General features: G+C 67.7%; 18 protein-coding genes and 1 tRNA gene. 13 read left to right on the forward strand and 6 right to left on the reverse strand.

Going from position 1 to position 26,848, the window contains the following annotated elements:
- Positions 1-131: 131 nt before the first annotated feature.
- The 3 genes from IEZ15_RS00670 to IEZ15_RS00680 all read left to right on the forward strand — a co-directional run bounded on the left by IEZ15_RS00670 (position 132) and on the right by IEZ15_RS00680 (position 3,189).
- A tRNA-Arg gene (locus IEZ15_RS00670) sits at positions 132-203 on the forward strand.
- A 341-nt stretch (positions 204-544) separates the two neighbouring features.
- Positions 545-1,015: a GNAT family N-acetyltransferase gene (locus tag IEZ15_RS00675; RefSeq protein WP_229845670.1), complete on the forward strand. Its 471-nt coding sequence runs from the start codon at positions 545-547 to the stop codon at positions 1,013-1,015.
- Positions 1,016-1,605: 590 nt separating this feature from the next.
- Positions 1,606-3,189: an SWIM zinc finger family protein gene (locus tag IEZ15_RS00680; RefSeq protein WP_373302479.1), complete on the forward strand. Its 1,584-nt coding sequence runs from the start codon at positions 1,606-1,608 to the stop codon at positions 3,187-3,189.
- Positions 3,190-3,350: 161 nt separating this feature from the next.
- Here IEZ15_RS00680 and IEZ15_RS00685 read toward each other — a convergent pair whose 3' ends face one another.
- Entirely contained in the window at positions 3,351-3,728 is a 378-nt protein-coding gene (locus tag IEZ15_RS00685) for a hypothetical protein (RefSeq protein WP_189273342.1), read from the reverse strand.
- A gap of 173 nt (positions 3,729-3,901) precedes the next feature.
- Between IEZ15_RS00685 and IEZ15_RS00690 the strand changes: the two genes are divergently transcribed.
- Together IEZ15_RS00690 and IEZ15_RS00695 are read left to right on the forward strand one after the other, a co-directional pair.
- On the forward strand, positions 3,902-4,090 hold the full coding sequence (locus IEZ15_RS00690; RefSeq protein WP_189273343.1) for a superinfection immunity protein: 189 nt from the start codon (positions 3,902-3,904) through the stop codon (positions 4,088-4,090).
- Between the two features lie 126 nt (positions 4,091-4,216).
- Positions 4,217-4,630 (forward strand): hypothetical protein, encoded by a 414-nt coding sequence (locus IEZ15_RS00695; RefSeq protein WP_189273346.1) that lies wholly within the window; start codon positions 4,217-4,219, stop codon positions 4,628-4,630.
- Positions 4,631-4,989: 359 nt separating this feature from the next.
- On the opposite strand, the gene IEZ15_RS44375 is transcribed toward IEZ15_RS00695, so the two are convergent.
- Positions 4,990-6,531 (reverse strand): phosphorothioated DNA-binding restriction endonuclease family protein, encoded by a 1,542-nt coding sequence (locus IEZ15_RS44375; protein WP_229845671.1) that lies wholly within the window; start codon positions 6,529-6,531, stop codon positions 4,990-4,992.
- Positions 6,532-6,768: 237 nt separating this feature from the next.
- Here IEZ15_RS44375 and pglW point away from each other — a divergent pair, with 237 nt between their 5' ends.
- Both pglW and pglX read left to right on the forward strand, forming a co-directional pair.
- Positions 6,769-11,469: a BREX system serine/threonine kinase PglW gene (gene pglW, locus IEZ15_RS00705; protein WP_189273349.1), complete on the forward strand. Its 4,701-nt coding sequence runs from the start codon at positions 6,769-6,771 to the stop codon at positions 11,467-11,469.
- Entirely contained in the window at positions 11,466-15,248 is a 3,783-nt protein-coding gene (gene pglX, locus IEZ15_RS00710) for a BREX-2 system adenine-specific DNA-methyltransferase PglX (RefSeq protein ID WP_189273351.1), read from the forward strand. The genes pglW and pglX overlap by 4 nt, the downstream gene beginning before the upstream one ends.
- Positions 15,249-15,278: 30 nt before the next feature.
- Here pglX and IEZ15_RS00715 read toward each other — a convergent pair whose 3' ends face one another.
- Genes IEZ15_RS00715 through IEZ15_RS00725 form a run of 3 tightly spaced genes read right to left on the reverse strand, consistent with a single transcriptional unit; the run spans position 15,279 to position 16,578 of the window.
- Positions 15,279-15,653, reverse strand: a complete 375-nt coding sequence (locus IEZ15_RS00715; protein WP_189273353.1) for a type II toxin-antitoxin system VapC family toxin — start codon at positions 15,651-15,653, stop codon at positions 15,279-15,281.
- Entirely contained in the window at positions 15,653-15,907 is a 255-nt protein-coding gene (locus tag IEZ15_RS00720; RefSeq protein WP_229845672.1) for a nucleoside-diphosphate kinase, read from the reverse strand. Before IEZ15_RS00720 ends, IEZ15_RS00715 begins: the two co-directional genes overlap by 1 nt.
- Positions 15,904-16,578: an ATP-binding protein gene (locus tag IEZ15_RS00725; protein WP_189273355.1), complete on the reverse strand. Its 675-nt coding sequence runs from the start codon at positions 16,576-16,578 to the stop codon at positions 15,904-15,906. The genes IEZ15_RS00720 and IEZ15_RS00725 overlap by 4 nt, the downstream gene beginning before the upstream one ends.
- 186 nt (positions 16,579-16,764) lie before the next feature.
- Here IEZ15_RS00725 and IEZ15_RS00730 point away from each other — a divergent pair, with 186 nt between their 5' ends.
- The 6 genes from IEZ15_RS00730 (at position 16,765) to pglZ (ending at position 25,746) form a co-directional block, all read left to right on the forward strand.
- Entirely contained in the window at positions 16,765-17,637 is an 873-nt protein-coding gene (locus IEZ15_RS00730; RefSeq protein WP_189273357.1) for a helix-turn-helix domain-containing protein, read from the forward strand.
- Positions 17,634-17,837: a DUF397 domain-containing protein gene (locus tag IEZ15_RS00735; protein WP_189273359.1), complete on the forward strand. Its 204-nt coding sequence runs from the start codon at positions 17,634-17,636 to the stop codon at positions 17,835-17,837. Before IEZ15_RS00730 ends, IEZ15_RS00735 begins: the two co-directional genes overlap by 4 nt.
- A 133-nt stretch (positions 17,838-17,970) precedes the next feature.
- On the forward strand, positions 17,971-18,240 hold the full coding sequence (locus IEZ15_RS00740) for a type II toxin-antitoxin system Phd/YefM family antitoxin (RefSeq protein ID WP_189273361.1): 270 nt from the start codon (positions 17,971-17,973) through the stop codon (positions 18,238-18,240).
- On the forward strand, positions 18,230-18,715 hold the full coding sequence (locus IEZ15_RS00745; RefSeq protein ID WP_189273363.1) for a type II toxin-antitoxin system VapC family toxin: 486 nt from the start codon (positions 18,230-18,232) through the stop codon (positions 18,713-18,715). The genes IEZ15_RS00740 and IEZ15_RS00745 overlap by 11 nt, the downstream gene beginning before the upstream one ends.
- Positions 18,716-18,830: 115 nt before the next feature.
- Positions 18,831-22,763, forward strand: coding sequence for a BREX-2 system ATPase PglY (gene pglY, locus IEZ15_RS00750; RefSeq protein WP_189273365.1), 3,933 nt, complete (start codon positions 18,831-18,833; stop codon positions 22,761-22,763).
- Between the two features lie 10 nt (positions 22,764-22,773).
- A complete protein-coding gene (gene pglZ / locus IEZ15_RS00755; protein ID WP_189273368.1) occupies positions 22,774-25,746 on the forward strand; it encodes a BREX-2 system phosphatase PglZ in 2,973 nt (990 codons plus the stop codon).
- 48 nt (positions 25,747-25,794) lie between these two features.
- Here the strand turns inward: pglZ and IEZ15_RS00760 are convergent, their stop codons facing one another.
- On the reverse strand, positions 25,795-26,844 hold the full coding sequence (locus tag IEZ15_RS00760; protein ID WP_229845673.1) for a CBS domain-containing protein: 1,050 nt from the start codon (positions 26,842-26,844) through the stop codon (positions 25,795-25,797).
- Positions 26,845-26,848: the final 4 nt, after the last annotated feature.

Genomic DNA, 26,848 nt, shown 5'->3' on the forward strand with positions numbered 1-26,848 from the left:
CACCCGGGACCACCCCTACGGCCCCTCTGGGCGGCCCGTACCGTCGCCTCCGACAGCACGGAAATACCTGTTCACGGACACCCTGTGGAAGCTGGTAGTGTTTCTCCCGTCGCCGCGTAACGCAGCGATACGCCCCCGTAGCTCAGGGGATAGAGCATCGGCCTCCGGAGCCGTGTGCGCAGGTTCGAATCCTGCCGGGGGCACTTCGATTGAAGTGCCTGAAGACCCCGTCATCAGCGGAAACGCTGAGGCCGGGGTCTTCGCGTATGCGCAGGCATGTGCAGCGCCGAGCGGCCCTGGGGCGGGGTCTGTGGACTGTTCGTGGACAGGATCTCGGAGTGTCTGCCCAGGTCGAAGCAGCTGCCTCGGGCGCGGGCACAGCCCGGCGTGCCAGTCCCGTTCCAGATCCGCTGCGTCGAATACGCTGCGAAGACGTTCAACCTGACGTCCTTGATATTGCGTACACACAACGGACTACCGCGCGGCGGCGGCTCTTCACATCGACCCGGATGGCGCAGCTGCCGAATGCAGGAAGGGGTGTGGCATGAGGTCCCCAGGCGTGCAGCTGCGGGAGATCACCGACGACAACCGGGATGCCGTTCGCGCCCTCCGCGTCCGACGTCGCCAGAAGCAGTTCGTCGCCTCCGTGTCCAAGTCGCTCAAGGAGGCGACGAAGAAACCGGAGACCAATCCCTGGTACCGCGCCCTGTACCGCGACGACGAGCCAGTCGGCTTCGTGATGCTGTCGTGGAAACCGCCGGCTGGTCCATACAAGGGGCGGCACTTCATCTGGCGCCTCCTCGTCGACAAGCGGTACCAGGGGCGAGGGATCGGCCGAGAGGCGCTCACGCAGATCGCCGCCCTGGTTCGCACGGACGGCGCCACCGAGCTGCTGACCAGCTACGAGCCCGGCGACGGCGAACCGTGGCCCTTCTATCGGAAGTTCGGGTTCGAGCCCACCGGGGAGATCGACGACGGCGAAATCGTTCTGCGGCTCACCTTTCCCACTCGGTGAGCTCATGCGGAAAGCGATCGCCCCTGAGGGCTGTCCGGAGCCGTGTGCACAGGTTCGAATCCTGCCGGGGCACTTCGCATGAAGTGCCCGAAGACCCGCCACCAGCGAAAACGCTGAGGACGGGGTCTTCGCGCATGTGCAGGCGGATGCGGCCCGGAGCAGCCGTATGCCGGGGTCCGCGGACAAGCAGTGGACGGGACCTTGGAGCATCGCCGCGGGTGAGCCAAGGGATGGGCCAACAGCCCTGAACCACCGGCCCACGGACCAGTCGTTCCGGGAGCTTCTGTGCCCTGACACCGAACCGGGGGATCCGCCGTGCCCCGGGAGCTCCGCCGCCACTTCCCCATTGCCCATGACCTCGAAGCGCAGCAGCACCACGGACACGGCCCACAACTCCCTTGCGGCGCCCTGCCATGTCCATATCTCGGCAATACCACCCAGATTCCTGAATGCCGCAGAGCCATGCTCCCGCCCTCCGGTTGAATGACCGTGTGGCACGGAACACGGGATTCGACAAGAACGACCTGCGCGCGCTGGCCGGTCCGCGCTCCTTCGAGCGAGGCCAGGGATACGTGGATGCGGTGACCGCCATGGAAGTGGGCGACGGCTGGATCACTGCCACGGTTCATGGGACGGACGCGTACGCGGTGGAGTTGTCCCTCGGCGGACCCGGCAGGCTGGGTGGGGAGTGCGACTGCCCGTACGGCATGGAAGGCAACTTCTGCAAGCACCTGGTCGCACTCGGCCTGACCGCTCTTGCCGAGGCGGCTGCGCTGCCGCGGCAGCGCAGCCGAGCCCGGAGTCGTGCGCAGAAACTGGACGTGTGGCTGGCCGGACTGTCCAGGGACGAACTCCTCGCCCTTGTCCGGGAACAGATCGCCGAGGACCGGCAGGTACGCCGCCGCCTGGAACTGCGGGCGGCGAGCGCCCGCGGAGACCTGGCCGAGGTCCGTACCCGGATCCGTGAGCTCCTCGACATCACTCCCTTCGCGCGGTACGGATACGTGGAGTACGCCGATGCCCGCGCGTACGGCGAACAAGCCGCGCAGGCGGTGTCCGCGATCACCGCCCTGACTTCCACCGGGCGGGCCGAGGACGCGATCCATCTGTCGCGGGAGGCGATGCGGCAGCTGAGCGAGGTGCAGGACGGCATCGACGACTCCGACGGGCAGCTGAGCGAGGTCGGGGCCGCTCTCGCCGAAGCCCATCTCGACGCATGCCGTACGGCTCGTCCGGACCCGGACGAGACCGGGCGGTGGCTGGTCCGGCACGTGCTCAGTGACCTGGACGACCTGACCGGCATCGACCCGCTCGACTACGCGGATGTCCTCGGAGAGCAAGGCATGGTCACCGTACGGCAGCTGGCTGTCGAGGCATGGCGCGGCAACCGCACCGGGTGGGCGGAGAAGTACCTGCTGGAGCGGCTGGCCAAGGCGGGCAACGACGTGGACACAGTGGTCGCCGTTCACGCGGCGGACCTCGCACACGACGGCAGCACCCACCTGGTCGTCGCCCGCGAGCTGGACACCGCGGGCCGTCCCGACGAGTCCCTCCGGTGGGCGGAGCGCGGCATCGAGGAAGCGTCCGGCCCCGGCACTCCCGATATCGCCCTGGTGGACTACCTCTGCGACCGTTACACCCGCGCGGATCGACTCTCCGACGCCGTCGCCCTGCGCCGCGACACCCTCGCCGCCCGCCGTTCCCTGGCCACGTACCAGCAATTGCGCACGGCGGCGCAGGCAGCCGGCTGCTGGCAGGCGGAACGTGAGCGAGCTCTGGCACTCCTGCGCGCCGACGCACAGCAGCGGCAGCCGTCCTGGTACGGCGGGCCGGCCCTGATCGACGCCCTGCTCGACGACGAGGACATCGCTGCCGCCTGGCAGGCCGCGGCCGAGACCGGCGCCCACGACCGGCAGTGGCTCGCCCTCGCCGACCAGGCACGCGCCTCTCGTCCCTCCGACGCGCTCCGCGTCTACCTGCGCCTGGCCGAACCTCTCACGAAGCAGACCGGCAACACGGTCTACGAGCAACTGACGAGCATGCTGTTGAACATCCGCGACTGCCACCGCCGCCTGGGCACCGAGGACGAGTTCCAGTCGTACGTCGCTGCCCTGCGAGCCACCCAGAGGCGCAAGCGGAATCTCATGCGCCTCCTCGACCGGCACGGCATGTGATCGCGCAGAGCGAGGGCCCGGGAGGCCGCACGAATGCCTGTGGGCACGGAGGACGGCGTACCGCAGTCCGATGCGGTGGTACGCCGATACCCTCACGGGACTTGTGAGTGGAGTACCGGACCGACGGACGAGTGGCCGGCGGCCGGCCCGCGCCGTGCGGCCTACGGATCCATGTCCTCCGGGCCGCCGGAACCGATCTGCTCCGCTCGCAGTGCCAGGTCCTGCAGGACGTCGGCGGAGGTCACGTCCGTCTGCCCGGAGTCGTGCACCTGGGCCAGCATCGCAAAGGCCAGGGTGAAGGCGCCGACCAGTTGCTCCACCGCGCCGCCGACCTCCCGGCCGACCAGCACCGCGACCTCTTCGATCGAGGCGTCCTCGGGGATCGTGATCCGGGGCATCGTCTCGTTCAGGAGCGCGGTCACCACGCTCGAATCGGTTTCCACATCGTCGCGGTCCACGTTCTCTTCGAGGAGCCGGCGGATCTCGCCCGCCTCCGTGAGGATTCCCACCACACGCTTCACCACTTCGCTCTGCTCCATCCAGTGAGCATAGGCGCGGAGCCGTGCGGCCGGTGATCAGTCGGCCTTTCACGCGTTCGCGCCACCATCGGTCCGGGTGCGGACCGGGGAACCGTACGCAGCCGCTGGAGGCCTCGGCCGTATACGGTGACCGGCCACCAGTCTTCGGACAAAGGGCCCTCATGGACGCGGCGTTGACCGCGTTAGTCGCTGTGATCGGCGCAGCGTTCTACCTGCTGCCGTCGCTGATCGCCTTCAACCGGAGCAGCGGGGACCGGTGGTTGGTCCTGGTCGTCAATGTTGTCTTCGGCGCCACTCTCGTGGGCCGGGTTCTGGCCCTCTGTCCGGCTCTGCGCAAGCCCAGGGTGTCCGCCGCGGCGTGATGTCCGTGCTCGCGAGCCGGATGGCGGGCCCAGGCGGCTCAGTCGGCCGGTGCGGTCGGGGGTGTCCGGGGCGGACATCTCGGGGCCCGCTCCGGCCCGGATTCGTACGCGACCTATCGTGACGCCATGCATACGACATCCACAGTTCGACGCATCGGTAAGGCGCTGGTCGTGACCGTGATTTCCGCCGCCCTGTCCCATCTCTTACTGTCCGACGGCCTGTCGCTGTCCCAGTGGCAGCAGGCGGCGACGAATGTGGGCGGTGATCTCGGGGGGTCCGGGGACACCGCGTTCTCGGCGGCGGTCGTCAACACGATGCTGGCCATGCCCGCCGTGCTGTGGGTGGGCATGCGTCTGCTGCGGGAGCGTCGCGTGTATCTGATCGTGGCTGTCGGCACCGTCGGCTGGTTCTTCACCGTCGGCCATTTCATCGATCAGCTCAGCGACCGGCCGAGCACGGTGATGCCGCTCGGGCCCCTGGCGCTGTTCATCGCCGTCACCGCCCTGTCCTCTGTCGTCCTCCGGCCGCGGAGCGAGTGAATTCGGGCGCCGTCACTCGTCCTGCGCTGCCTGGGCGAGTTCCCGGCGCTTGCGCGTGCGTATCCTCCTGTAGCGCCGGACCGATCCGCCCGGGGCCGACTCGTCGCGACCAGGCCGACGGTCGTACGCGAGGTATCCCAGCCGTTCGGACAGGAAACGCACCTGGGGCGGTGCCTTCCTCCACGCTCAGCTCGGCCCGTTGGGGACAGCGCGACAGGATCCGCTGCTCGACGGTCCTGTTGAGAACGTGCCCATCCCGCACGGCGACTGGGGTAGCACGGTCCGACGCCGACCGGCCTTCGGTCCCCCATGGTCAAAGCAGGTCTTGGTGTCTCTTGTCGAGCGAACCACCGACGCGTTCAGAGACGTCCGCACAGCCCTCGGTGATAGCGGACGTGATCCTCATTGATGACGTGGTCGGCGTGACGCTTGAGCTGGTACTCAACAGCGCCATCCGAATTGCGTCGCACCGCCCATGTCTCGTCGATGTATATGGCAAGTCGGTCGAACTCGACGTGGTGGTTGGGGCAGAGGCTAAGGAGATTGGAGAGTTCATCGGGCCCGCCGTGCGGGTCGCCGATCCCCCTGATGTGCGCCGCCTCGCTGTAGTAGCTGAACTGAGTTGCCACCCGTTTACCGCACACCTGGCACTCGTGCGTGTACATCGTCTTGAGCGTCTCGACGATCTCCCGGTTGCGCTCAGGCCGCGATGAGGTCACATCCCGGCGTGCCACCGGGCCACCTCGTTCACCGTCGGGGTTGTGCCCGCTGGCGCTCGCGTAGCCGGCGAGGCCCACACGCCCGAGCAACGCATCTCGGTCGACGTCCTCGAAGTACTTGGAACACAACAAGCCGACAGCCTCGGCCCGGGCCAGTGATTTCCTCAGGATCCTTGCCGCATCCCGCGTGAGGCCGGCACGAGCACCCGCCGCTCCCAGGGCCGCCGATGTCGGTTTGAACTCCTCGCTGCCCACTCCCTCGACGTCCCACAACCCGCTGCTGCGCAGATGCCAGAAAGGGTACTCGGGAGTGATCCGTGAGTCCGGCAGACCGAAATCCTTCAAAAGGGGGCCCATCTCGTTCTTGAAGGTCTCCCAGTCCACAACTCGGTCTCTCCCCTCGGCCAGACGGCCGACGGCCCACAACAGCGTGAGGGGCTTGTGGCGAGACGGGCGCTGTTTCTGAGAGTGCGTGTTCAAGGTTGCGAGAGCCCGGAACAGGTCATCACGTCGCAGCTTCTTGGGCGCCGGGGTCAGCTCCTCTGCGACGGGCGCAGCAGCCTCCCCCTGCCCCGGGCTCTCCAAGTTCTCAAGCACGTCCAGGAAGCGGAGTCGGTCCTCAGCGCGGACGAGAGTCAGACTGCGCAGCGAGGGGCCGAGCCCCAGCCCTCTGAGGACGGGCTCCGCCGGCACGTTGAACTCGGCCACATCCCCCAACGCCATGATGTGTTCCCACGTCCTCTGGGAATCATCCGCGCCCCAGATCGCCTGGGCCAAGGGACGGTTGCGAAACAAGCCAAGAATCCTGGCCCTGGCAACGAACTGCTTATCGGCGTAGAACAGCAGCTCATCGCCGATCCTGCAGTCGCGCAGTGCGGTTACCTTGGCGGACTTGGCGCGCATGTCGGGCGTCGCCCCCCAGAGCCGCGCCAAGCCATCCGGGAAGATGCGCCTGAGTTCTTCGGCATCAGCGCCGAGAGCACTCTCGTACGTCGATTCCGAAAGGTCGACGCCGACGCGAACGGAGTGGTTGAAGTGCTGGGGCCCCCGCACTCGCGCGGTGCCCCGCGGCTGCAGCACCCATTGGATCTCACGCGCCTCGCCCGTGGACCTGCCACCGTCCGGATTGCCTGCCTGCTCATCCCCTGCGCCCGGCAGCGGGCCACAGTCCCCTGTTTTCATGATTGTCAGATTAGCCACTTGGACTGACAGCCGACCTTCACCCGGTGTGGACCCGTCGATCTTCCGTGTGCAGCCAGAGCCGACCGACACGGCTCTCAGCGCTGACAGATCTCTATTTCCTTCCGCTCCGATGGTGCCTCGTCCGTCACACCCAGCCGTTACGATCGAGGAGTCAGCCGATTGAGCGAAACGGCCGACATGCGAAAAATCAGGATGAAAGCAAGGCGGGGACGGCGTATGCGGGAAGGCCGCTGGGAAACGGTCACGGATTCCGAGTTCCCGCATGAGCGTCGTGGCCTTGAAGCCATCCGCACGGAGCTTCCTGACAACGATCCGTGGCGCGCCTGGTCGAACTTCACGTTCACGGCGAACACCGGTCACGTCCGGGAAGTGGACCTGCTGGTGATCGCTCCCGGCGGCGTCTTCCTGATCGAGCTGAAGGACTGGCACGGCTCTCTGGACTCCCGCAACGGAACCTGGTTGCAGACCCAGCCCAGGGGGCGGCAGATCGCGCACGGCAACCCGCTGCACCTGGCGAACAAGAAGGCCAAGGAGCTGGCCTCGCTGCTGGAGCCGGAGCTGAACGGTGAGCGGGTGTGGGTCTCGGAGGCGGTCTGCTTCACCGACTCCTCACTGAAGGTCCGGCTCCCCGCTCATGACCAGCACGGTGTCCATACCGTCCCGCGACTCATCAAGATGCTGAAGGAGCCCCCGCACTTCGAGCAGCGGCGGATCGATGCCCCGCGCTCGCGGAGGATCGCTGCGGCTCTGGGCCGGGTCGGCATCGCGCGCAGTGACGCGGAGTACAAGGTCGGCCCGTACCTGTTGCACCGGAAGTCGTTCGACTCCGGCCCCACGTGGGCGGACTACCTGGCCCGGCACAGCGATCTGCCGGAGGCTGCCCGGATCCGCGTCTATCTGCGTGAGCGCGGCTCGGACGCCGGACTGCGGGCCTCGGTGGAGCATGCGGCTCGACGCGAGGCCGCGGTGTTGCGGCGCTTCCGGCACCCGGGTGTGGTGCAGCTCAAGCAGTACGACCCGTCCGGGCATTCGGCCGGCCCTGCGTTGATCTTCGACTACGACCCGAGGACGCTGCGGCTGGATGAGTATCTGGCGCAGTACGGAGAGAAGCTGGACATCCTCAGCCGGATGGCGCTGGTGCGTCAGCTGGCCGAGACGGTGCGTTCGGCGCACAGCAGGCGTATCTATCACCGCAGCCTGGCCGCGCGTGCGATCCATCTGATGCCGCGTGCCCGGGGCGGCGCGGCCGGGGCGGACAGCGAGGACGCCGGCTGGCTCAGCCCGTATCTGCAGATCTCCGACTGGCAGGTCGCCGTCCAACGCGGTTCCGAGCACGGTGGCCAGAGCGCCGGGGACCGGCTGGCACCGACGACGTTCTCGCGGGCCGGCGCACACATCGCCGAGGGTGCGGACCCGTATCTCGCTCCCGAGCTGACCGCGCTCAAGGCCGATCCGGTCGCTCTGGATGTGTACGGCCTCGGCGTACTCACCTACCTGCTGGCCACCGGTAAGGCACCCGCGGCCAGCCAGGCCGAACTACTGGCCCGCTTCGAGGCGGGCGAGGGGCTGCGGCCGAGCGCGGTGGTCGACGGTCTTTCGGAGTACATCGACGAGCTGGTGCAGGCGGCCACCGCGTACAGCGTCTCCGACCGGCTGTCCTCGGTGGACGACTTCCTGGAAATGCTGGAGGTCGTCGAGGAGGAACTGACCGAGCCCGCTCCCGCCGAGCCCGCACCGGCGCCTGTCCCCGAGAAGAACCCGTTGGACGCGGTCGCGGGCGACGTGCTGGCGGGCCGCTGGGAGGTGAAGCGCCGGCTGGGTACGGGCTCGACGAGCCGCGCGTTCCTGGTACGGGATCTTTCGGCCGGGCCGGAGGTCCGCCTCTCGAAGTCACTCGCGGTGCTGAAGGTGGCGCTCTCCGGCAGCAGGAATAACGTGCTGGTACGTGAGGCCGAGGTGATGAGTCGGCTGCGCCCCGATTCGCGCATCATCCGGCTGATCGAGCCGGAGCCGCAGCGCATAGCGGAGCGCACGGTCCTCGTCATGGAGTACGTGGGCGACGAGCGCGCAGCCGAGGTCGAGCCCGCAGCACCCGGCACGACGAAGAATCGGCGGCGCGAGGAAACCGTCGCCCGACAGCTGCGCGAGTTCGGCCGCCTGTCGGTGGACCAGCTGGAGGCGTACGGGGATTACCTGTTCGGCGCGGTGGACTTCCTTGAGGGGGAGGGCGTCTGGCACCGCGACATCAAGCCGGACAACATCGCGATCCGGATCCGCCCGAACCGCACCCGCGAGCTGGTGCTGATCGACTTCTCCCTCGCCGGGTATCCGGTACAGGAGACCGGCGCGGGTACGGACGGCTACCTGGACCCCTTCATCGGCACGCTCACGGACCGCTCGGTGTACGACGCGCATGCCGAACGGTACGCCGTGGCGGCCACGCTCCACGAGATGGCTTCGCGCGAGCTGCCGGTGTGGGGCGACGGCCGGGTGTCCGCGCGCCAGACCGACCCGGAGCTGGAGCCGTACCCGAAGATCGCGGTGGATGCTTTCGATCCGGCGGTGAAGGACGGTCTGCTGGCCTTCTTCCGCAAGGCCCTGCACCGGGACGCGTCCCAGCGCTTCCGCGATCTCAAGCCGATGCGCGATGCCTGGAAGAAGATCTTCCTGGCGATGGACGAGGCCAAGCCCTCGTCACGGCGCTCACGTCACGCGGTTGCCGCCGAAGTGGAAGCGGCGGCCCCGGCGCCGGGTGCCGCGATCGCGGACGCCGAGGCGGAGACCGCCGAGCAGCAGCGCGACCGGCAGGCCGCCCAGGCGGACCGTTCGACTCCGGTGTCGGCTTCGGGTCTGAGCCCGGCGGCCGAGTCGTTCGTCTACGGGCTGCGCGTCAATACGGTCGGCGAGCTGCTCGACTACAGCCAGCGCCAGCTCGTGAACGCTCCCGGCCTCGGTGCGAAGACACGCAAGGAAGTCCTGGGCCGGATCAAGGAATGGCGCCAGCGGCTCGCCGAGCGCCCGGCCGCTCCCCTCACTCCCGAGGGCCGCAAGGAGGCGAAGGCCGAACTCTCGGCCGCCGAAGCAGCGGTCGCGGGTGCCATGTCCGAGGCCGGCGGCGGAGGTTCGCTGCCGGAACGTGCCCTGCGCAGCGTCAGCCTGGACACCCTGGCGACCGTCTTCGTACCGGAGCTGAAGAAGGACGGGTCGAACCGCAACGAGTGCGAGATGGTCCGGCTGCTGCTGCGCCTGCCCAATGAGCACGGCGAGCTGCCCACCGAGGTCGGTGTCTGGCCGAAGCAGAAGGATGTCGCGGACGCGCTCGGCCTGTCGGCGGGCCGTATCCCGCAGATGCTGAAGACCCAGCGCACCCGCTGGAAGAAACATCCGACGGTACGGGCGCTGCGCGCCGAGATCCTGGAACTGCTGTATTCCATGGGCCGGCTCGCGTCGGCCGCGGAGATCGCGGACGCCCTCGCTGTGCGCCGCGGCACCCAGCTCCAGGAGCGCGAGCAGCGCCGGGCACTGGCCCTGGCCGCGGTCCGCGCGGTGGTGGAGGTCGAGCAACTCGTCCCGCAGGAGGGCGAGTTCCGGCACGCTCCGAACCGGGACGCGGCCGACGAGGGCATGGGTGCGGGGCTGCTGGCTCTGGAGGTCGGCGAGGAAGACGCACCTCAGACTCCGTCGGCACCGGGTCTGCTGGACTACGCACAGCGGCTGGGACGGGTCGCGGACCGGCTGGCGAAACTGGACACACTGCCGACCGCGGCGACGGTTCTCGCCGAGCTGAGCGCGATCTCCGCGCCGAGCGGGGTCGTGGAGTGGGACGAGCGCCGCCTGGCGGAGGTCGCGGCAGCGGCAGCGCGGAACGCGGCGGCGACACCCCGGCTGGAGATATATCCACGGAATCTTCCGCTGGTACGGGCGCTGCGGCTGACCCAGGCCGGGCTGGTCCGCATGATTCCCGGCGTGGCGGAGGCCGACCAGCCGGGGCTGACCGGCGCCGATGTGCACGAGCGGGTACGGGCACGTTTCCCGGAGCTGTTGAACGAGCGCGGCGGACACGCGCTGCCGACCGGCGGCCGGCTGACAAAGGCGTTGCAGGAGGCCGGATTCGACCTGGTGCTGTCCACCCGCGAGCACCCCCGCACGCTGCGATACCTGCCGCGGAAGACAAACCTTGCGTCGAGCTTCCTCTCCTCGGACGGAAAGCGGCAGGCGACCGGCACGATCGCCGCACGCCGCTATTCCGACGATCCGCAGCTCGCGGGCGCGGTCGCGGCGGAGGAACGTCTGCTGTCCTCGGCCCGGCGGGACGGATTCCGGGTCCTGACGGTACGGACGGGTCTGGCACACCATGCGGTACGGGAGTTGGCGGGCGACCGGTTCGACGCCGGGGTGGTCTCGGTGACCGAGCTGTTCCTGGGCGCCCTCCACGAATTGGTCGACGCCCGTCCGAAGCCGACCTGGGAGACGATCCTGCGGGCGGATGTGGCCCCGCCGGGTTCGAAGGGCGCGATGAAGTTCGCCGAGTACGCGCGCACGGCATGGGGCGCGGTGGAACCCCGGGTGGGCGAGCTGCTGTCGGCCCCGGGGCCCAAGGCGCCGGTGCTGCTCACGGACGCGGGGGTGCTTGCCCGTTACGACGCGATGGGCATCCTGGAACGGCTGGCCGAGCGGGCGAGGAACGGCGGGCGAGGCCTGTGGCTGCTGTGCCCGCAGAGCGACCCGGCACGCCCGCCGCGGTTGGGCGCGACGGCTGTGCCGTATCAGGCGGGGCTGGGTGAATGGGTGGCCCTGCCGGACTCGTGGGCGTCGAACGCCCACCGGGCCGACGAGCTGAAATTGCAGGGCAGGCGAATCGCTCTGCCGACGACTACGGCTACGCCGACTGCGACAAGGGGAGAAGACCAGAAGTGATCGACCGCACGGCGTTGAAGACGGACCTGATCAAGCAGGTCAAGGCGGTCGAGGTGGACCTCGGCAAGCAGGTCGCGGAGGGCGAGAAGGTCCTCAAGCCGCTGCGCACGGAGTACGCGAAGACGTGCAAGGCAGTTGCCTCGCCGGACGAGGCCCCGAAGTGGGGAGCCTGGCTGGAGGGTCGGCTGGCGGAGCTTTCGGCGGACCAGGCGGATGCCGTGGAGGCGGCGGAGGCGGTCGCGGGCCGGCTGCGGGCGGAGTACGACGAGGCACGGGGCCTGGGCCGTACAGCGGCGACGTGGAACGCGTGGCTGGACGAGCGCGTCACGCAGGTCGCGGTGGCGTGGGTGCTGGGCACGGTGTTCGTCCGCTTCTGCGAGGACAACCGCCTGATCCCGGACCCGTACCTGACGGGCCCGGAGCAGGAGCGCCGCGACCTCGCGGAGGCACGGTACGCCCAGTACGTGGAGGAGACCGAGGACCCCACGTACCGGGGCTGGCTGCTGCGCGCCTTCGACGAGCTGGGCGCCGGCCAGGCGGGCAAGCTGTTGTTCCGCCAGGACCGCAATCCGCTGTACCAGATCCCGCTGTCGCACGACGGGGCGCGGGCACTGGTGGAGTTCTGGCGGGAGCGTCGGGAAGCCCAGGAGTGCGAGGGGAGCGAGGACGGAGCGCTGCTCCTGGTCCACGACTTCACAGACCCGCTGAACGAGGACGGTACGGAGGGGTGGGACACCCGCTTCCTGGGTGACCTGTACCAGGACCTGTCGGAGGCGGCGCGGAAGACGTACGCGCTGCTCCAGACCCCGGAGTTCGTGGAGGAGTTCATCCTCGACCGGACGATGGACCCGGTGGTCCGGGAAATGGGCGGCCGGTTCAACGAGCTGAAAATGATCGACCCGACGTGCGGCTCAGGCCACTTCGTGCTGGGCGCGTTCCGGCGGCTGGTGCGGCTGTCGGCGGAACGCCAGCCGGGACGCGATCGGCATGAGCGCGTACGGGACGCGCTGAACTCGGTGCACGGCGTGGACATCAACCCGTTCGCGGTGGCCATCGCGCGGTTCCGGTTGCTGCTTGCGGCCATGGCTGCGGCGAATGTGCGGACGCTGGCTGATGCGGGGCGGTATGACTGGCCGATCCACTTGGCGGTGGGCGACTCGCTGATTCAGGACCGACAGCAGGAGCTGGAGCTGATCAGCCTGGAGTCGGGGAAGCGGCTGGTTGATTTCGCTTACGCGACGGAGGACCTGGATGACTATCCGGGAATTCTGGACCGGGGGCGGTATGACGTGGTGGTGGGGAACCCGCCTTACATCACTGTCAAGGATAAGAAGCTGAATGCACTGTATCGAGATCTGTACGCATCCTGCGGGGGAACATACGCCTTGTCCGTTCCATTCGCTGAGAGGTTTTTTCAGCTGGCAAGGATAGGAGGGATCGACGGCCGCGGGTACGGCATGGTTGGCCAGATCACCGCAAGCTCTTTCATGAAGCGAGAGTTCGGCATTAAGCTGGTTGAAGAATACTTCGCACATAAGGCCGAGTTGACAGAAGTAATCGATACATCAGGAGCCTATATTCCAGGGCATGGGACGCCAACGGTCATCCTTGTGGGACGGCGTAGGTCAGGCAGCGGGCGCGTGTCAACAATTCGTACGGTACGAAGCGTTCAAGGTGAGCCCTGGACTCCAGAAAATGCAAAAGATGGTCTCGTATGGAGGGCCATTGTTGACCAGATCGACGAACCTGATTCGGCTAGTCGGTGGGTATCCACAGGAGACCTGGACAGGCAGCGCTACTTCGGTCATCACCCTTGGATTCTTTCTGACGGCGGGCTGGAGGTAGTTGAGAAGCTCGCAGACTCCAACTCGCTCCGCTTGCGAAGCGCAATCAATCCCCCCATCGGACGAGCTGTTCGGGTTGGAGCGGATGCAGCATATCTTCGCCCTCTGCGAATGGTTAACAGAACGCCAGCTGCTAGCAAAGGCCTGCGCCCTTTCATGACCGGCGAGGTCGTGCGGGATTGGCAAGCAGAGCCGGAAGAAGCAATCTGGTTTCCCTATGCCCCAGCCCTTGCAGTGGATGATCTAGCATACGAGCTGTGGCCAATGCGTCGACTGCTGGAAGCCCGCGGCACCTTCCAGGGAGACATGTCGGCAGCCGGTCTGCATTGGTGGGACTACATGCAGTACACGGCATCGGCGTACAAGACGCCACTCTCACTCACTTTCGCTTTCGTGGCTACGCACAATCACTTCGCCCTAGACCGTGGCGGGAAGGTCTTCAACCGCTCTGCACCTGTAATCAAACTGCGCGAAGGAGCAAGCGAGGAGGAACACCTTCAATTGGTGGCACTACTCAACAGTTCGACTGCGTGTTTCTGGCTTAAGCAGGCAAGCCACAACATGGGCAGCACTGTAGACGCAAAGGGTGCCCGGCAAAGCACCCTCCCTTTTGAAGATTTCTTCCAGTTCAACGGCACCCCCATGGGGGATTTCCCTCTTCCAGCTGCCTATCCCACCACTCTGGCACCGAAACTTGATGCTCTGGCTCAGGAGTTCGCCGCTACAAGCCCATCAACCGCAACCACCGTTGAAGCACAGGCCCCCACAGCCAACGTCCTCCGGGAAGCCAGCATCAAATGGCTCTCCATCCGCGCCAAGATGATCGCCCTCCAAGAGGAGCTGGACTGGCAGATCTATTCCCTCTACAAGCTGCACTCCGAAGACCTACGCGCCCCCGAATCCGAGGTCCCTGAAATTGCCCTCGGCGAGCGAGCGTTCGAGATTGTGCTTGCTCGACGAGTAGAGAAGGGCGAGGCATCCGGCGAGTGGTTTAAGCGGCACGGTTCCACGCCCATCACCGAGATGCCCGACCACTGGTCCGACGCCTACAAGGCCGTCGTCCAGAAGCGCATCGATGTCATCGAGTCGTCCCGAGCCATCGGCATGGTGGAGCGGCCTGAATACAAGCGACGCTGGGCCACCGAGGGTTGGGACGTGTTCCAGGAGCGGGCCCTCAAGTCGTGGTTGCTCGACCGCATAGAAAACCGCGATCTCTGGTTCCAGGATGGGCAGCCGACCCTCCTCACTCGCACCCAGCTCACCAGCGCCCTCGCTCTCGACGAGGACTTCGTGTCCGTCGCCGAGCTGTACGCGCCCCGCAAGGAGTTGGCGACCGTCGTCGCCGAACTCCTCGCGGACGAGCATGTGCCGTTCCTCCCCGCCCTCCGCTACAAGCCTTCCGGCTTGAAGAAGCGCGCCGACTGGGAGCACGTCTGGGAGCTTCAGCGCGAGGAGGACGCAGCCCCGGACGAGCCGGCCAAGCGGAAGATCCGGGACGCCATCCCCGTACCGCCGAAGTACACCTCGGCCGACTTCCTCAAGCCGTCCTACTGGCGGGCTCGCGGCAAGCTGGACGTTCCGAAGGAGCGGTTCATCTCCTACGCGACGGGCGCATTCTCGGGCGTCCCCGACCTGTTCGGCTGGGCAGGCTGGGATCACCGGGAGCAGGCGCAGGCGCTGACCACGTACTTCACCAACGATGACGGGCTGTCCTCCGAGGAAATGGTTCCGCTCCTCGCGGGCCTGCTCGAACTTCAGCCCTGGCTCAGCCAGTGGCACAACGAGTTCGACCCGCTGTACAGCGGTACGCCCGCTGCCTTCTTCGCCGGTTACCGTTCCGCCCAGCAGGGCGAGCACGGACTGACGGACGAAGACCTGCGCGCCTGGCGCCCCGCCCCGGCCGCCCGTCGCGGTCGGCGCCCGGCAGGCGGCTGAGGGATCGCGTCCGCGTATACGGCGTACAGGTCAGACCGACATGACCTGTACGTCGTACTTCGGGATCCAGCGGTTCCGGGTGACCAGCACCATCCCTTCGGCCTGCGCCTGCGCGATCAATATCCGGTCGAAGGGATCGGTGTGCACCATCGGCAGTCGGCCTGCCCGTACCCCGTGTGCGGCCGTGATGGGCAGGCCCCTGAATTGGAGATCACGTACCTGCTCGGCCAGGTCTCCAGGCCCTTCGAACCTGCCGAGGAACTGCTTGACGGTGATCTCCCACGGTGAGACCGCGCTGACGTACACAGCAGGTTCGGTGTCCAGTAGTTCCTTGAACGATGGGGACAGTCGCGGCGAGTCGTCGAGCCACCACATGACCACGCGCGTATCGAGCAGAAGTCGCATCAACGCATCCCAAGCGCGTCAGCCACCGAGGCGGGCGCATCGTCGAAGTTGGCGGGGATGTGGACACGCCCTCGGAGCGAGCCTCGGCCGGGCCGCTGCACCTTCGGCCGTGCGGGCAGCATCCTCGCCACCGGCTCGCCCGCCCTGCTGATCACGACCACATCGCCGCCGACCATCTGCATCAGGGTTCCCGGAAATCGCGGCCTGGCGTGGTGGGCGTAGTGCTGACGGAACCTCTTCCATAGCACCTTCACGATGAGATCACCGGACTGACCACGGGTTGAACCCGACTCTCGGCAAACTCTGTTGTCCGCACGGTCAGCGGCTCCGCAGCATCCAGACGCAAGGCCGGACCACCGTTGTCCAGGACGATGATGACTGCCAGCCCTCCCGATGCGTACCGCTCGCTCCGGACCGCACGGACCGTGCGCCAGGCGCCCCAGGCGCGTACGCACTGACCGGGCCGGACGGTTACCGCCGCGATCTCTACCTCTGCGGGCGCGGGATCGATACCGGGTGCCAGCAACTCCGCCCATACGGTCTTCCCGATCCCGGCCCGGCGTTCGTCCACGCCCCAGCGATGGGCCAGGGCCTCGACGAGCAGGAGTCCGCGCCCGCCTTTGTCCAGCTCACCCGGCCGCTGCACCTCCGGCCGGCCAGCCCCGGCGTCGCTCACCTCCAGGCGCAACAGTTCGCCCCTCCCCCGGCACTCGATGCGTACGCCCACCAGCCGGTCCCCGGGCACGGGTGCCTGTAGCGCATTGGTCACCAGCTCCGAGAACACCAACTCGCCGTCTTCTGCGGCTGCTCGACCAGCGCGCCACTCCCCGAGCTTGGCTCGCAGCGCTGCTCGCGCCCTGGGCACGCTACTGCGGCAGCGAGTCAGCCGGAAGCTGACTTCGCGGAAGTCGGAATGCTCTGCCATGACGCTCCTTGAAGGTCGGCGTGTTGAAGCAAGTGGCTGACCAGAACGTGCTGTTGGTCGGCTCGCCACTCACAGCGTGCCCGTACACTTCGTACTCGCGCAACGTTGAATGGATTCCCATCGCTCAATTCACTCGTTCGTGCATCCGGGGCGCGATAGCCCTCTGCGACTGGTAAGGAGTGACGTATGCCATCCGTGAAACCATCCACCGTCCTGGGCCGCCAACTCGGCGACGAACTACGCCGCTTCCGCGAGAAAGCAGGTCTCTCCACCGCCGAGGCAGCCGAGGTTCTCGACTGCACCAAGGGCAAGATCAGTCGCATCGAGAACGGTCATGTCCCTGTCCGCACACCGGATCTGGTCGCCCTGATACATGCGTATGACGTGTCGGACCCGGAGGCTCGCGACCGCCTTGCGTCGCTTGCCCGCACAGCCAACCGTCGCCGCCGTGAAGGCTGGTGGCACCAGTACGGTTCGGTACTCGCTGACACGTATCGCGACTACAACGAGATGGAGACGATCTGCGACAGCATCAAGACGTTCCAGGTGCAGCTAATCCCCGGACTCCTCCAGACGCCGGAGTACGGAAGGGCCGTAACCGTCGCATCCCGCGCTTGGCAAACCGCAGAGGAGATCGACCGGTTCGTACAGGTGCGACTGGCCCGGCAGGAACGTCTGGCTGGCGATGATCCTTTGGAACTCTGGGCCGTGCTTGCGGAGGGAGTGCTCCACCAGCAGGTCGGAGGACAGACCGTTATGCACGACCAATTGGAGCACGTGGCCAACCTCGCTGAGCAACCCAACATCACTGTTCAGGTACTGCCGTTCTCCCGTGGAGCGCACCCAGGTATGTTCGGTCCGTACCTGCTGCTGAGCTTTCCGCGGGTGTCAGCGCTCGATCTCGTACTGACGGAGACTCCAACCGGCAACATCTGGATGGAACGGGAGTCCGAGGTCGCTCAATACCGCGATCTCTTCGACGACGCTCGTACCTCTGCGTTGCCGCCAACGGAATCACTCAGCCTGATCCGACGCATCGCCAAGGAGCACAGACCATGACCCAGGACCGCCTCACCCTGCCCGACCTTGCGGGAACTGCCTGGCGCGTCAGCAGCTTCAGCGGAGGGCAGGGGGAGTGCGTCGAGGTAGGCCACAACATCCCCCACCTCGTCCCCGTCCGCGACAGCAAGCGCCCCACCGGCCCTGTGATCGCCTTCAGTCCCGACGCCTGGCACACGTTCATCAGCGATCTGGGCTGAATCAACCGCACTGAGGGGCAGGCGCCCCTGGTCCCCCCTGGACAGGGCCGCCCCACGACGCACCCGCGGCCCCGCCCCGGTCCCCCGTGCCACCCAGTAGCACACCGCGCCACAACCCGCGTACCGTGGCCCCATGAGCGCTCAGCCAGAGATCACCCAGCGCGATCTCCGTAACCGGTCCAAAGAGATCATGGACGCCGTCCAGGGCGGGCAGTCGTTCACCGTGACCCGGGACGGGCACCAGATCGGTGAGCTGATTCCGTTGCGGCGACGCCGGAGGTTCGTCCCGCGCGAGGAGTTCGCCGGCATGTCCCGTACCGCTCCGGATATCTCGCTGGACGCCTTCCGTGCCGATCAGGACCGTACGGCCGAGCAGGGAACGGACGACCCCTATGCCCGCTGAGCCCGGCATGACGCCGTCGCCCGTCGCGTTCCGGCAGGGGCTGCTCGACACCAACATCATGATCCTTCGCAGGTGGATCGACCCTGCCGAGCTGCCCGCCGAGATGGCGATCAGCTCCATCACCCTGGCCGAGCTCTCCGCCGGGCCGCACGAGGTCCGGCGGAACGAGGAGCAGTCCGACTACGACGAGCACGCCGAGCGGGCCAGGAGGCTCGATGTGCTCCAGCGGGCGGAGAACGAATTCGATCCCATCCCGTTCGGTGTGGAAGCCGCCCGTATCTACGGCAGGGTCTGCGCCGCCGTGATCGGCATGGGCCGCAAGCCGAGGCGTCGCATCGCGGATCTGATGATCGCGGCTGTCGCCGTCGCCGAGGAGCTTCCCCTGTTCACCACCAACCCGGACGACTTCAAGGGGCTGGACGGTCTCCTCACCGTGGTACCGGTCACGCGACCCAAGATTCTCCACGATCGGTGACGCGACAGCGATAGCGCCCAGCCGGGCGGGAGGCTCGCGAAAGCCGCCTCTGACCAGTCCCTCGTACCATGCATGTCCGAGGGAAAGACGGAATGGAACGGAAGCAGTAGACCTCATGGCCCCCAACGCGTCCCAAGCCCCTCTCCTCCGCGACGTCATCGACATCAAGACGTCGATCTCCACCTCCGACTTTGTTCTGAAGCTCGCCGAGGCGGTCAGCGAGGAGGGCACGGCCCTCGCACTGCGGGACTACGTCGTGACCGAGCGGCTGCTGGAGAACTTCGACGAGGCGCTCGGCCTGATCAAGGCGGCGCTCGACGGGCACACCTCGAAGGCCGCGTATCTGCACGGTTCGTTCGGTTCCGGTAAGTCGCACTTCATGGCTGTGCTGCACGCCCTCCTGCGTGGGGACCCGTCGGCGCGGGCCCGCGCCGACTTCGATTCCGTGCTCGGCAAGCACGAGTGGCTGGATGGTGAGCGCAAGAAGTTCCTGCTGGTGCCGTACCACATGCTCGGGGCGAAGTCCCTGGAGCAGCGGGTGCTCGGCGGGTACGTCAGTCATGTCAAGGCGCTGCACTCGGACGCGCCGACGCCGCAGGTGTACCGGACCGACTCCCTCTTCGAGGACATCCGCTCGCACCGGCAGCGGATGGGCGACGAGAAGTTCATCGAAGGACTCGCGGGTGCGGACACGGGCACCGCTTCCCCGGATTACGAGGACGGTGACGACGACTGGGGCGAGCCGTTCGCCTGGACGTCGGAGCTGCTTTCCAAGGCGCTCGCCGCCGAGGAGCTGGACGGCGGCGAGGTCAATCTGGACCTGGTCAATCCGAGTACGCCGGCCGAGCTGCGGGCCAAGCTGGTGCATGACGCGAGTGCCACCTGGTTCCCCGGGTTTGCCCGCAACGCAGCCGAGGACGAACACGGTTTCATCTCGCTGGACGCCGGTCTCGCGGTGATCGCCGAACATGCGAAGTCGCTCGGCTACCACGGGCTGATCCTCTTCATGGACGAGCTGATCCTGTGGCTCGCCAACCGTGTCCACGACCAGAAGTTCGTCTCCCGTGAAGCGGACAAGATCACGAACTTCGTGGAGGGCGCCGACTCACGGCGGGCCGTCCCGATCGTGTCGTTCATCGCGCGCCAGCGCGACCTGCGCGAGCTGGTCGGTGAGGAGATCTCCGGCGCCGCCGAGGCCGCCATCCAGGACAGCCTCCGGCTCGCCTCCGGCCGCTTCGACACGATCACCCTGGAGGACCGCAACCTTCCCCAGATCGCCCACGCCCGGCTCCTCAAGCCGAAGGACGCCGAAGCCGCCGCCAAGCTGGATGCCGCCTTCGCCAAGGTCAAGCGGGTCGGGCCACAGGTGTGGGACGTACTGCTGGGGTCGGACGAGGGGACGACCGGGGCGGACGAGGAGTCGTTCCGGCTGACGTATCCGTTCACGCCCGCGTTCATGGACACTCTGGTCCACATCTCCTCCGCGCTCCAGCGTTCCCGTACCGGTCTGAAGCTCATGGGCCAGCTGCTGGCCGACCATCGGGACGACGCGACGCTGGAGAATCTGATCCCGCTCGGCGATCTGTACCCGGTGATCGCGGACGGTGGCGACAAGCCGTTCGTGGACAGTCTGAAGGTGGAGTTCCAGGCCGCGGACAAGCTGTACCGCGCCAAGCTGCGGCCGCACCTCCTGGCCACGTACGAGATCACCGAGGAGGACATCGAGCGCTACCGGCACCGGCGCGAATCGGTCACCGATCCGCAGCTCGCCAACCGGTGCAAGGGCTTCATCGGTGACGACCGGCTCATGTGCACCCTGCTGCTGTCCGCCCTTGCGCCGAGTGTGCCCGCCCTGCGGGACCTCACGATCCGGCGGCTCGGCGCGCTCAACCACGGTTCGGTGCTGTCGCCGATTCCCGGCGCCGAGGTCGGCGTCATCAAGGCGAAGGTCGACGAGTGGGCGTCGCGCTTCGCCGAGATCAAGGCGACCGGCACCGGTACCAACGCCGGTGTACGGCTCGAACTGGCCGGGGTGGACGTCGACTCCGTGATCGCCAACGCCGAAGTCAACAACAGCCGGCCCAACCGCCGTGCCCTCGCCAAACGGCTGCTCGCCGAGGAGCTGGGGCTGTCGCTCCAGGAGCGGCTGGTCGCGGACGAGCTGCCGCTCGTCTGGCGCGGGTCGAACCGGACGGTGGAAGTCGTCTTCGGCAATGTCGCCGACCCCGACGAGCTGCCCGACCACGAGTTCTCCCCCAGCCAGGACGGGCTGTGGCGCCTGGTCATCGACCTGCCCTACGACGAGGGCGAGTACGGGCCGATCGAGGACGCCAACCGCATGCGTGAACTGCGCGCGCTGCCCGGTGTCCACCCCCGTACCGTCGCCTGGATTCCGACGCATCTGTCGGCCGCCCGGTTCAAGGACTTCCAGCGGCTGGTCGTCATCGACTACACGCTGGCCGACCAGCGGCGCTTCGACACGATGTACGCGCGGCATCTCAACGCCGACAACCGGGCCCGTGCCAAGGTGCTGCTCGAAGGGCAGCGCGAGGCGCTCAAGAAGACGGTGAAGGCCGCGTTCAAGCAGGCGTACGGCTGCGCGGAGAAGAAGCCGACCGATGTCGACGTGTCGTTCGAGGACCACTTCGAGCCGCTGCCGAACGTTGCCGAGCTGCGGGTGTCCGTCGGGATGACCGTGCACGCGGCGGTCCGGCACATCGCGGACAAGCTGCTGACGCACCAGTTCCCCGCCCATCCCGACCTGGACCCGCAGAACACCGGTACCGCCGTCCGGCCGGCCGATGCCCGTACCGTCTTCGGACACATCAGGGCAGCCGCGGAAGCCGGTGACCGGCAGGCAGAGATCCCGGCCAAGGACCGTGCGGTGATGCAGCGTGTCGCGGCTCCGCTCGGACTCGGCCGGCAGAAGGAGGCGTACTTCCGGCTGTCGGGCCGCTGGGTGGACCACTTCGGGCTCCAGGCACGCAACGAGGGCGGGCCGGGTGACCTCAGCGTCGTCCAGCTCACCGAGTGGCTGGACCGGCCCGAGCCGATGGGGCTCGACCCCTTCCTCGCCAACCTGGTCATCGCGTCCTACGCGGAGATGGACGACCGGGTGTGGGTGCAGGGCGGGGCGCTGCTGGACCCGGCGCCCGAGCCGTCGGCCGTCAAGCCTCAGTACGCGCTGCGCTCGCAGCCGCTGCCGGACGAGGAGGTCTGGGAAGAGGCGGGGAAGCGGTTCTGGGACATCTTCGGCGAACGGCCGCCGACGCTGCGCCGCGGCAGGATGGTCGGCCAGTTCGCGCGGCAGATCAGCCGCCAGGCCCATGCCTACCAGCCGCGCGCAGCCGATCTCGTGCAGGAACTGGAGAGGCGCTCCGTCGTACTCGGTCTCGACGGGGCGGACGAAACGGGCAGGCTCGCGATCGCCCGGCGCTCGCGCGATCTGCTCGATGAACTGGTCGGACTGGACAGCGGCGCGGCAAGCGGTTCGGCCGGTGCCAAGCAGATCATCACCGCCTTCGCGTCGTTCGACCTCGGCGAGGTGTCGGCCGGGCGGTACGGCGCTTCGATCAAGCAGGCCGAAATTGTCACCACCGCGCTGGTCGGAGCGGCATGGGACATGTTCAAGCTCGCCCCGAAGTACGGTGCCCAGGGCCGGGCGGTGCTGGAGGAGCTGCGTGGAGCCGCGCAGGCCGATCAGCGCACCACCAAGCTGGAGGACGCGCTCCAGAACGCGCGGGTCTCGATCGTGGCCGTGATCGACCGGAGCGACACGGAGAGCGTTCCGCCGGTGGCGCCCACACCTGCCACCGCGCCCACGTACAACAACCCGGCCGGCACGCCCAACGACGTCGATCTGAACACCGAGACCAGCCGGCCCCCCGTGCCGACCACTCATCCGGCCACGGGCCGCGCCCCGAGGCGTTCGGGCGGTGGCCGGACGACAGCTGCGCGGGCGATCGCCGAACTCCAGGCCGAACTGGCCGGACTGTCGGCGGCGGAGCCCGACGCGACGATCGAAATCAGCTGGCGAGTCGTGGAATGAGGCGCGTGAAGTGAGTACGGCGACGAGCGCGAACGCGTCCACGGAGACTGCCACGAGCGCGGTGCGGCTCAACAGGGCCACCGTGAAGCAGTATCTGGCGTCGCAGTCCGGCCTTCGGGCCGGCAAGCGCCGGGTGGTGCTGCTGAGAGCCGCACCGGTGTGGGACGGACCTGCCGAACTGAGCTGGGGCGAGCCCTGGCAGGCGGTCGTCAAGGCCGCGCCGTCGCCCCTGGCCGTGCACGAACTGGTCCTGGCCCACCAGGACCGGTCGGCCACAGGTCCCGAGGTGCTGGTGGTGCTGACCGATCAGGAAGAGGCGGAACTCGGCCCCGATCTTCTGGCCAAGGCGCACAAGCAGCGCGTGAACGCCGTCAACACCTGGGACGTCGTCCGCGAGGCGTTCGGGGCGGTCGACACCGACAGCAGGCTCTTCAAGGAGAACTGGGCCGCCGAGTCGCTGCTCGATGCCACACCGCCCGGCGGGTGGCCGCAGCTGGCCGGCGGCATACTGACCCGGCGTAAATCGCTCACCGCCCTCGCCCTGCGAAGGCTGGGTATCGGACGGTACGATCCCGACCGCGATCAGCACGTGTCCTTCCCGGAGTTCGCCACCGGACCGGGCGCGGGCACCGACCCCGGTTCCGGGGGCCTCGTCGCGGGCACTGCCGCGAACGGTGACGGACTCGACGTACACACACTGCTGCGGTGGTCCCTGACACCCGGCGGTCCGGAGCGTCTGCTGTCGCTGCGGACAGCCGAGCGGAACGGGCTGACGCGTTTCCTCGGTGAGGAGGACCAGACCGGACGTGCCGGACAAGCGCTGCTCGCGCTCGTCGGCGCGGAGCACGGGCCCGACGCCGTGGCGTTCGGTCTCGTCTGCGCCGCTCTGTGGGGACACGCCGATGCGACGGCGGACGCGGAGGACTACCGGGCCAGGGGGCGGGCCGAGCGTTGGTTCGGGGAAGAGCCGCCCGCGCGGGGTGAGGCGCTGGATGCCCTCGCGGCCGCCTTCGGCCGGAGCTGCGAGAGCTTCGTCTCCGGGCTCCTGCTGACCGGACGGACCGGTCAGGACGAGGTGGCGGCGGCCGCGCGCCGGCAGAGCGGCGCCGCTCTCGACCGGGCTGCTTCCCTCGTTCGGCAGTTCGGTGCGGAACGGGCGGCCCGGACAAGTCCCGTACTGCTGGAGGGCCTTGAGGCACGGTTCAGCGAGGTGGGCAGAGCGCTGTCGTCGGGGGACGCCGGGGTGACAGCGCAGGCAGTGGGCGCACTCGACGAACACCGGCAGGCCGTGGACCCCGATGCCCGGACGCGTATCGAGCGGGCGAAGATGGCCCAGCGACTGACTCAGTGGCTCGCAAGTGGGCCGGTGGCGGAGTGCGAAACCGTCGCGTCCGGCGTCGGGCGTCATGTCGCGGAGACCGGCTGGGTGGATCTGGCGCTGGAGCACATCGAGGCGGGGGGCGACCCCGATGCCACCCTGAGGTCTGCCTACGACACGCTGTGCACCTCAGTGCGGGCCGAGCGGCGCGAGATCGACCGGCACTTCGCCAAGGCACTCGCCACCTGGACGGCGAACGGCACCGATCCCGGTTCGATGCTCACGGTCGAGACCTTCCTGCCCACCGTTGTCGCGCCCGTCGTGAAGGCCAAAGGGCGGCGCGTTCTGCTGCTCGTCCTGGACGGGATGAGTGCGGCGATCGCCGCTGAGCTGGGCGAGGAGCTGCGTGAGCACTGGGTCGAGTACGACCCGGTACCGAAGGCCAAGGACTCCCCGCAGCGCCGCGGTATGGCTGCGGCGCTGCCCACCGTCACATCGGTCTCACGGACCTCACTCTTCGCCGCCCGGCTGATGACGGGCACACAGGCGGATGAGAAGCGGCTCTTCCCGAACCACCGATTCTGGGGCGGCGAGAGTGTGGCGGTGTTCCACAAGGATGATCTGAGGGGCGAGAGCAGCGGTGACCCGGTCGGTCCGGAGCTGCACGACGCACTGGTCGGGGACCGTACCCATGTCGCGGTGGTGCTCAACACGATCGACGACCGTCTCGCCAAGGAGCAGAAGCTCGGGGACGGCGCCTGGCGGCTCGGCGAGATAGGGCGGTTGCGGCAACTGCTCCGGCTCGCCGCCGGGCAGGGGCGTGCGGTGATCCTGGTCAGCGATCACGGCCACGTCATCGACAGGCACGGTGTGAAGATCGATGCGTCGGGTGTGCGGTCGGCCAGGCACCGGAGCGTCGAGGGCGCCCTTCAGGAATCGGAGATCGTGCTCTCGGGACCGCGTGTCGTCGCACCGGAGTCCGGTGACGAGATCGTGGCCCTGTGGGACGCCGACTCGCGATACACCGCTCAGAGGGCCGGCTACCACGGCGGAGCGGCTCCGGCCGAGTTCACCATTCCGGTGCTGGCCTTTCTGCCCTTCGGTGCCGAGCCGCCGCACGGCTGGCGGGAGCTGGGCAGTCAGCAGCCACCGTGGTGGTCGCTCACGCCCCGACCGGCAGAGCCGTCGCACTCCGCTGCGGCCGACATCGCCGCGCCGAAGAAGCCGTCCAAGCGTGCGAAGGCCGACGCCGTATTCGCCCGGAGTCATGAATCGCTCTTCGATGTGGTGCTGGCACCCGTCGCCGAGGAGCCCCGGGCGGACAGTGCGATGGTCTCCGTCGAACTGAGGTTGCCGGACGACGCCCTGGTCACGGCTCTGTTCGCGTCCGAACTTTTCGAGACGCAAGTGAAGGTGCTGGGCCGCAAACCGAATCTGGCACAGGTGGAGAAGGCCGTCCGCGCGCTGCTGGATGCGGGAGGCACTCTTCCGGTGACCGCGCTCGCCCAGCGTGCGGGTGTACGCGCCAGTGGGGCGGACGGCTTCGGAGCCGTACTGCGGCAACTGCTGAACTACGACAGCGCACAGGTACTGGAGAACCTGCCTGATGGCCGGACGCTTCGGCTCGACAAGGAACTGCTGCGAGAACAGTTCGGGTTGGGGTAGGAACCTCGGGCCGGGCTGTCGTACGGCAGCCCGGCCCGGTGGACGGCCTCAGGTGATCTGACGGAGCAGTCCGACGAATTCACGGAGCTCATCGGAGAGTTTCACAGTCAGCGGCTCCGCGTCGAAGTGCGCGATGCTGTTGCGGATTTCACGCACACGGTCGAGCTGACGCACGAACTGTCCCCGGTCGACTCCCGGCCAGCCGAGTGCCTTCCAGTTCTCGTCCGAGAGAGAGCGGAGCGTCGGGTTCTGCTGATCGCCGTCCAGCAGCTTCACGTAGCCGTTGAACATCAGGTCGCTGATCAGTCCCGTCTTCTTTGCTGCCGAGGGCCCCTGCACGGCGCGGATGGCGTCCGCGTCGAGCTTCGCCCCGAGACACTTCCGGAGCCGGGACTCGATCTCCCCCACGACGAAAAAGGGCCAAGCCGTCGTGCCGAACCGGTCAGTGATGTCGGCCGCCGTCACGATTCCGCAGAACGTGCCGTTGTTGGCCCGGACCAGCAGATAGTCGTCGTCGCTGACTCGGGGCAACAGCGTGAAGAAGTCGTGGCGCACATCGACGACCGGAGCGTCCTCGACCATGGCCTCCGCCAGGACGGCGGCGGACGTGGTCTCGTACACCTTCGCCACCGAGCTCCAGGTGACGACACCGTGCAATGTCGACCCGCCTTCAATCACAGGAATCTGGGAGTACTTCTTCGTCCGCATGAGGTACGTGACCTCCGTCAGCGCCGTATCCGGTGTCACGGAGAACAGGCCACCCACCGCGGAGGGGATGTCCCCGATACGCAGGGGCCTCGCCGGCAGCCCGCCAGAAGGTAGCTCCTCGGCGTCGTCGGCCGTCTCGTCATCGGCGTCCTCGGCCGACTCCTGAGGGGCCGCTTGCTGCCACGGCACCATGTGGATGTCGGCGCGGTTGTTGCAGTTGGCGAAGTACGGCAGCGTGGCGAGGCCGACGTCCTTGAGCGCCTGCTCGACACGCGGCACGGTCAGATCGTTGCGCAGGCGCGTACCGAACATGGCCATGAGTTCCAGGACGGGAATCTGCTTGCCCTTGAGGGCGAGGAGCTGTTCCTCGGTGGGATTCTGCAGCACCATCGCA

This window comes from Streptomyces atratus (assembly GCF_014648655.1).
Lineage (GTDB): Bacteria > Actinomycetota > Actinomycetes > Streptomycetales > Streptomycetaceae > Streptomyces > Streptomyces atratus.

Coding starts and splice junctions, on each gene's coding strand:
- IEZ15_RS00675 (WP_229845670.1), top strand. CDS start 545: ATGAGGTCCCCAGGCGTGCAGCTGCGGGAGATCACCGACGACAACCGG.
- IEZ15_RS00680 (WP_373302479.1), top strand. CDS start 1,606: ATGGAAGTGGGCGACGGCTGGATCACTGCCACGGTTCATGGGACGGAC.
- IEZ15_RS00685 (WP_189273342.1), bottom strand. CDS start 3,728: ATGGAGCAGAGCGAAGTGGTGAAGCGTGTGGTGGGAATCCTCACGGAG.
- IEZ15_RS00695 (WP_189273346.1), top strand. CDS start 4,217: ATGCATACGACATCCACAGTTCGACGCATCGGTAAGGCGCTGGTCGTG.
- IEZ15_RS44375 (WP_229845671.1), bottom strand. CDS start 6,531: ATGAAAACAGGGGACTGTGGCCCGCTGCCGGGCGCAGGGGATGAGCAG.
- pglW (WP_189273349.1), top strand. CDS start 6,769: ATGCGGGAAGGCCGCTGGGAAACGGTCACGGATTCCGAGTTCCCGCAT.
- IEZ15_RS00715 (WP_189273353.1), bottom strand. CDS start 15,653: ATGCGACTTCTGCTCGATACGCGCGTGGTCATGTGGTGGCTCGACGAC.
- IEZ15_RS00725 (WP_189273355.1), bottom strand. CDS start 16,578: ATGGCAGAGCATTCCGACTTCCGCGAAGTCAGCTTCCGGCTGACTCGC.
- IEZ15_RS00730 (WP_189273357.1), top strand. CDS start 16,765: ATGCCATCCGTGAAACCATCCACCGTCCTGGGCCGCCAACTCGGCGAC.
- IEZ15_RS00735 (WP_189273359.1), top strand. CDS start 17,634: ATGACCCAGGACCGCCTCACCCTGCCCGACCTTGCGGGAACTGCCTGG.
- IEZ15_RS00740 (WP_189273361.1), top strand. CDS start 17,971: ATGAGCGCTCAGCCAGAGATCACCCAGCGCGATCTCCGTAACCGGTCC.
- IEZ15_RS00745 (WP_189273363.1), top strand. CDS start 18,230: ATGCCCGCTGAGCCCGGCATGACGCCGTCGCCCGTCGCGTTCCGGCAG.
- pglY (WP_189273365.1), top strand. CDS start 18,831: ATGGCCCCCAACGCGTCCCAAGCCCCTCTCCTCCGCGACGTCATCGAC.
- IEZ15_RS00760 (WP_229845673.1), bottom strand. CDS start 26,844: ATGGTGCTGCAGAATCCCACCGAGGAACAGCTCCTCGCCCTCAAGGGC.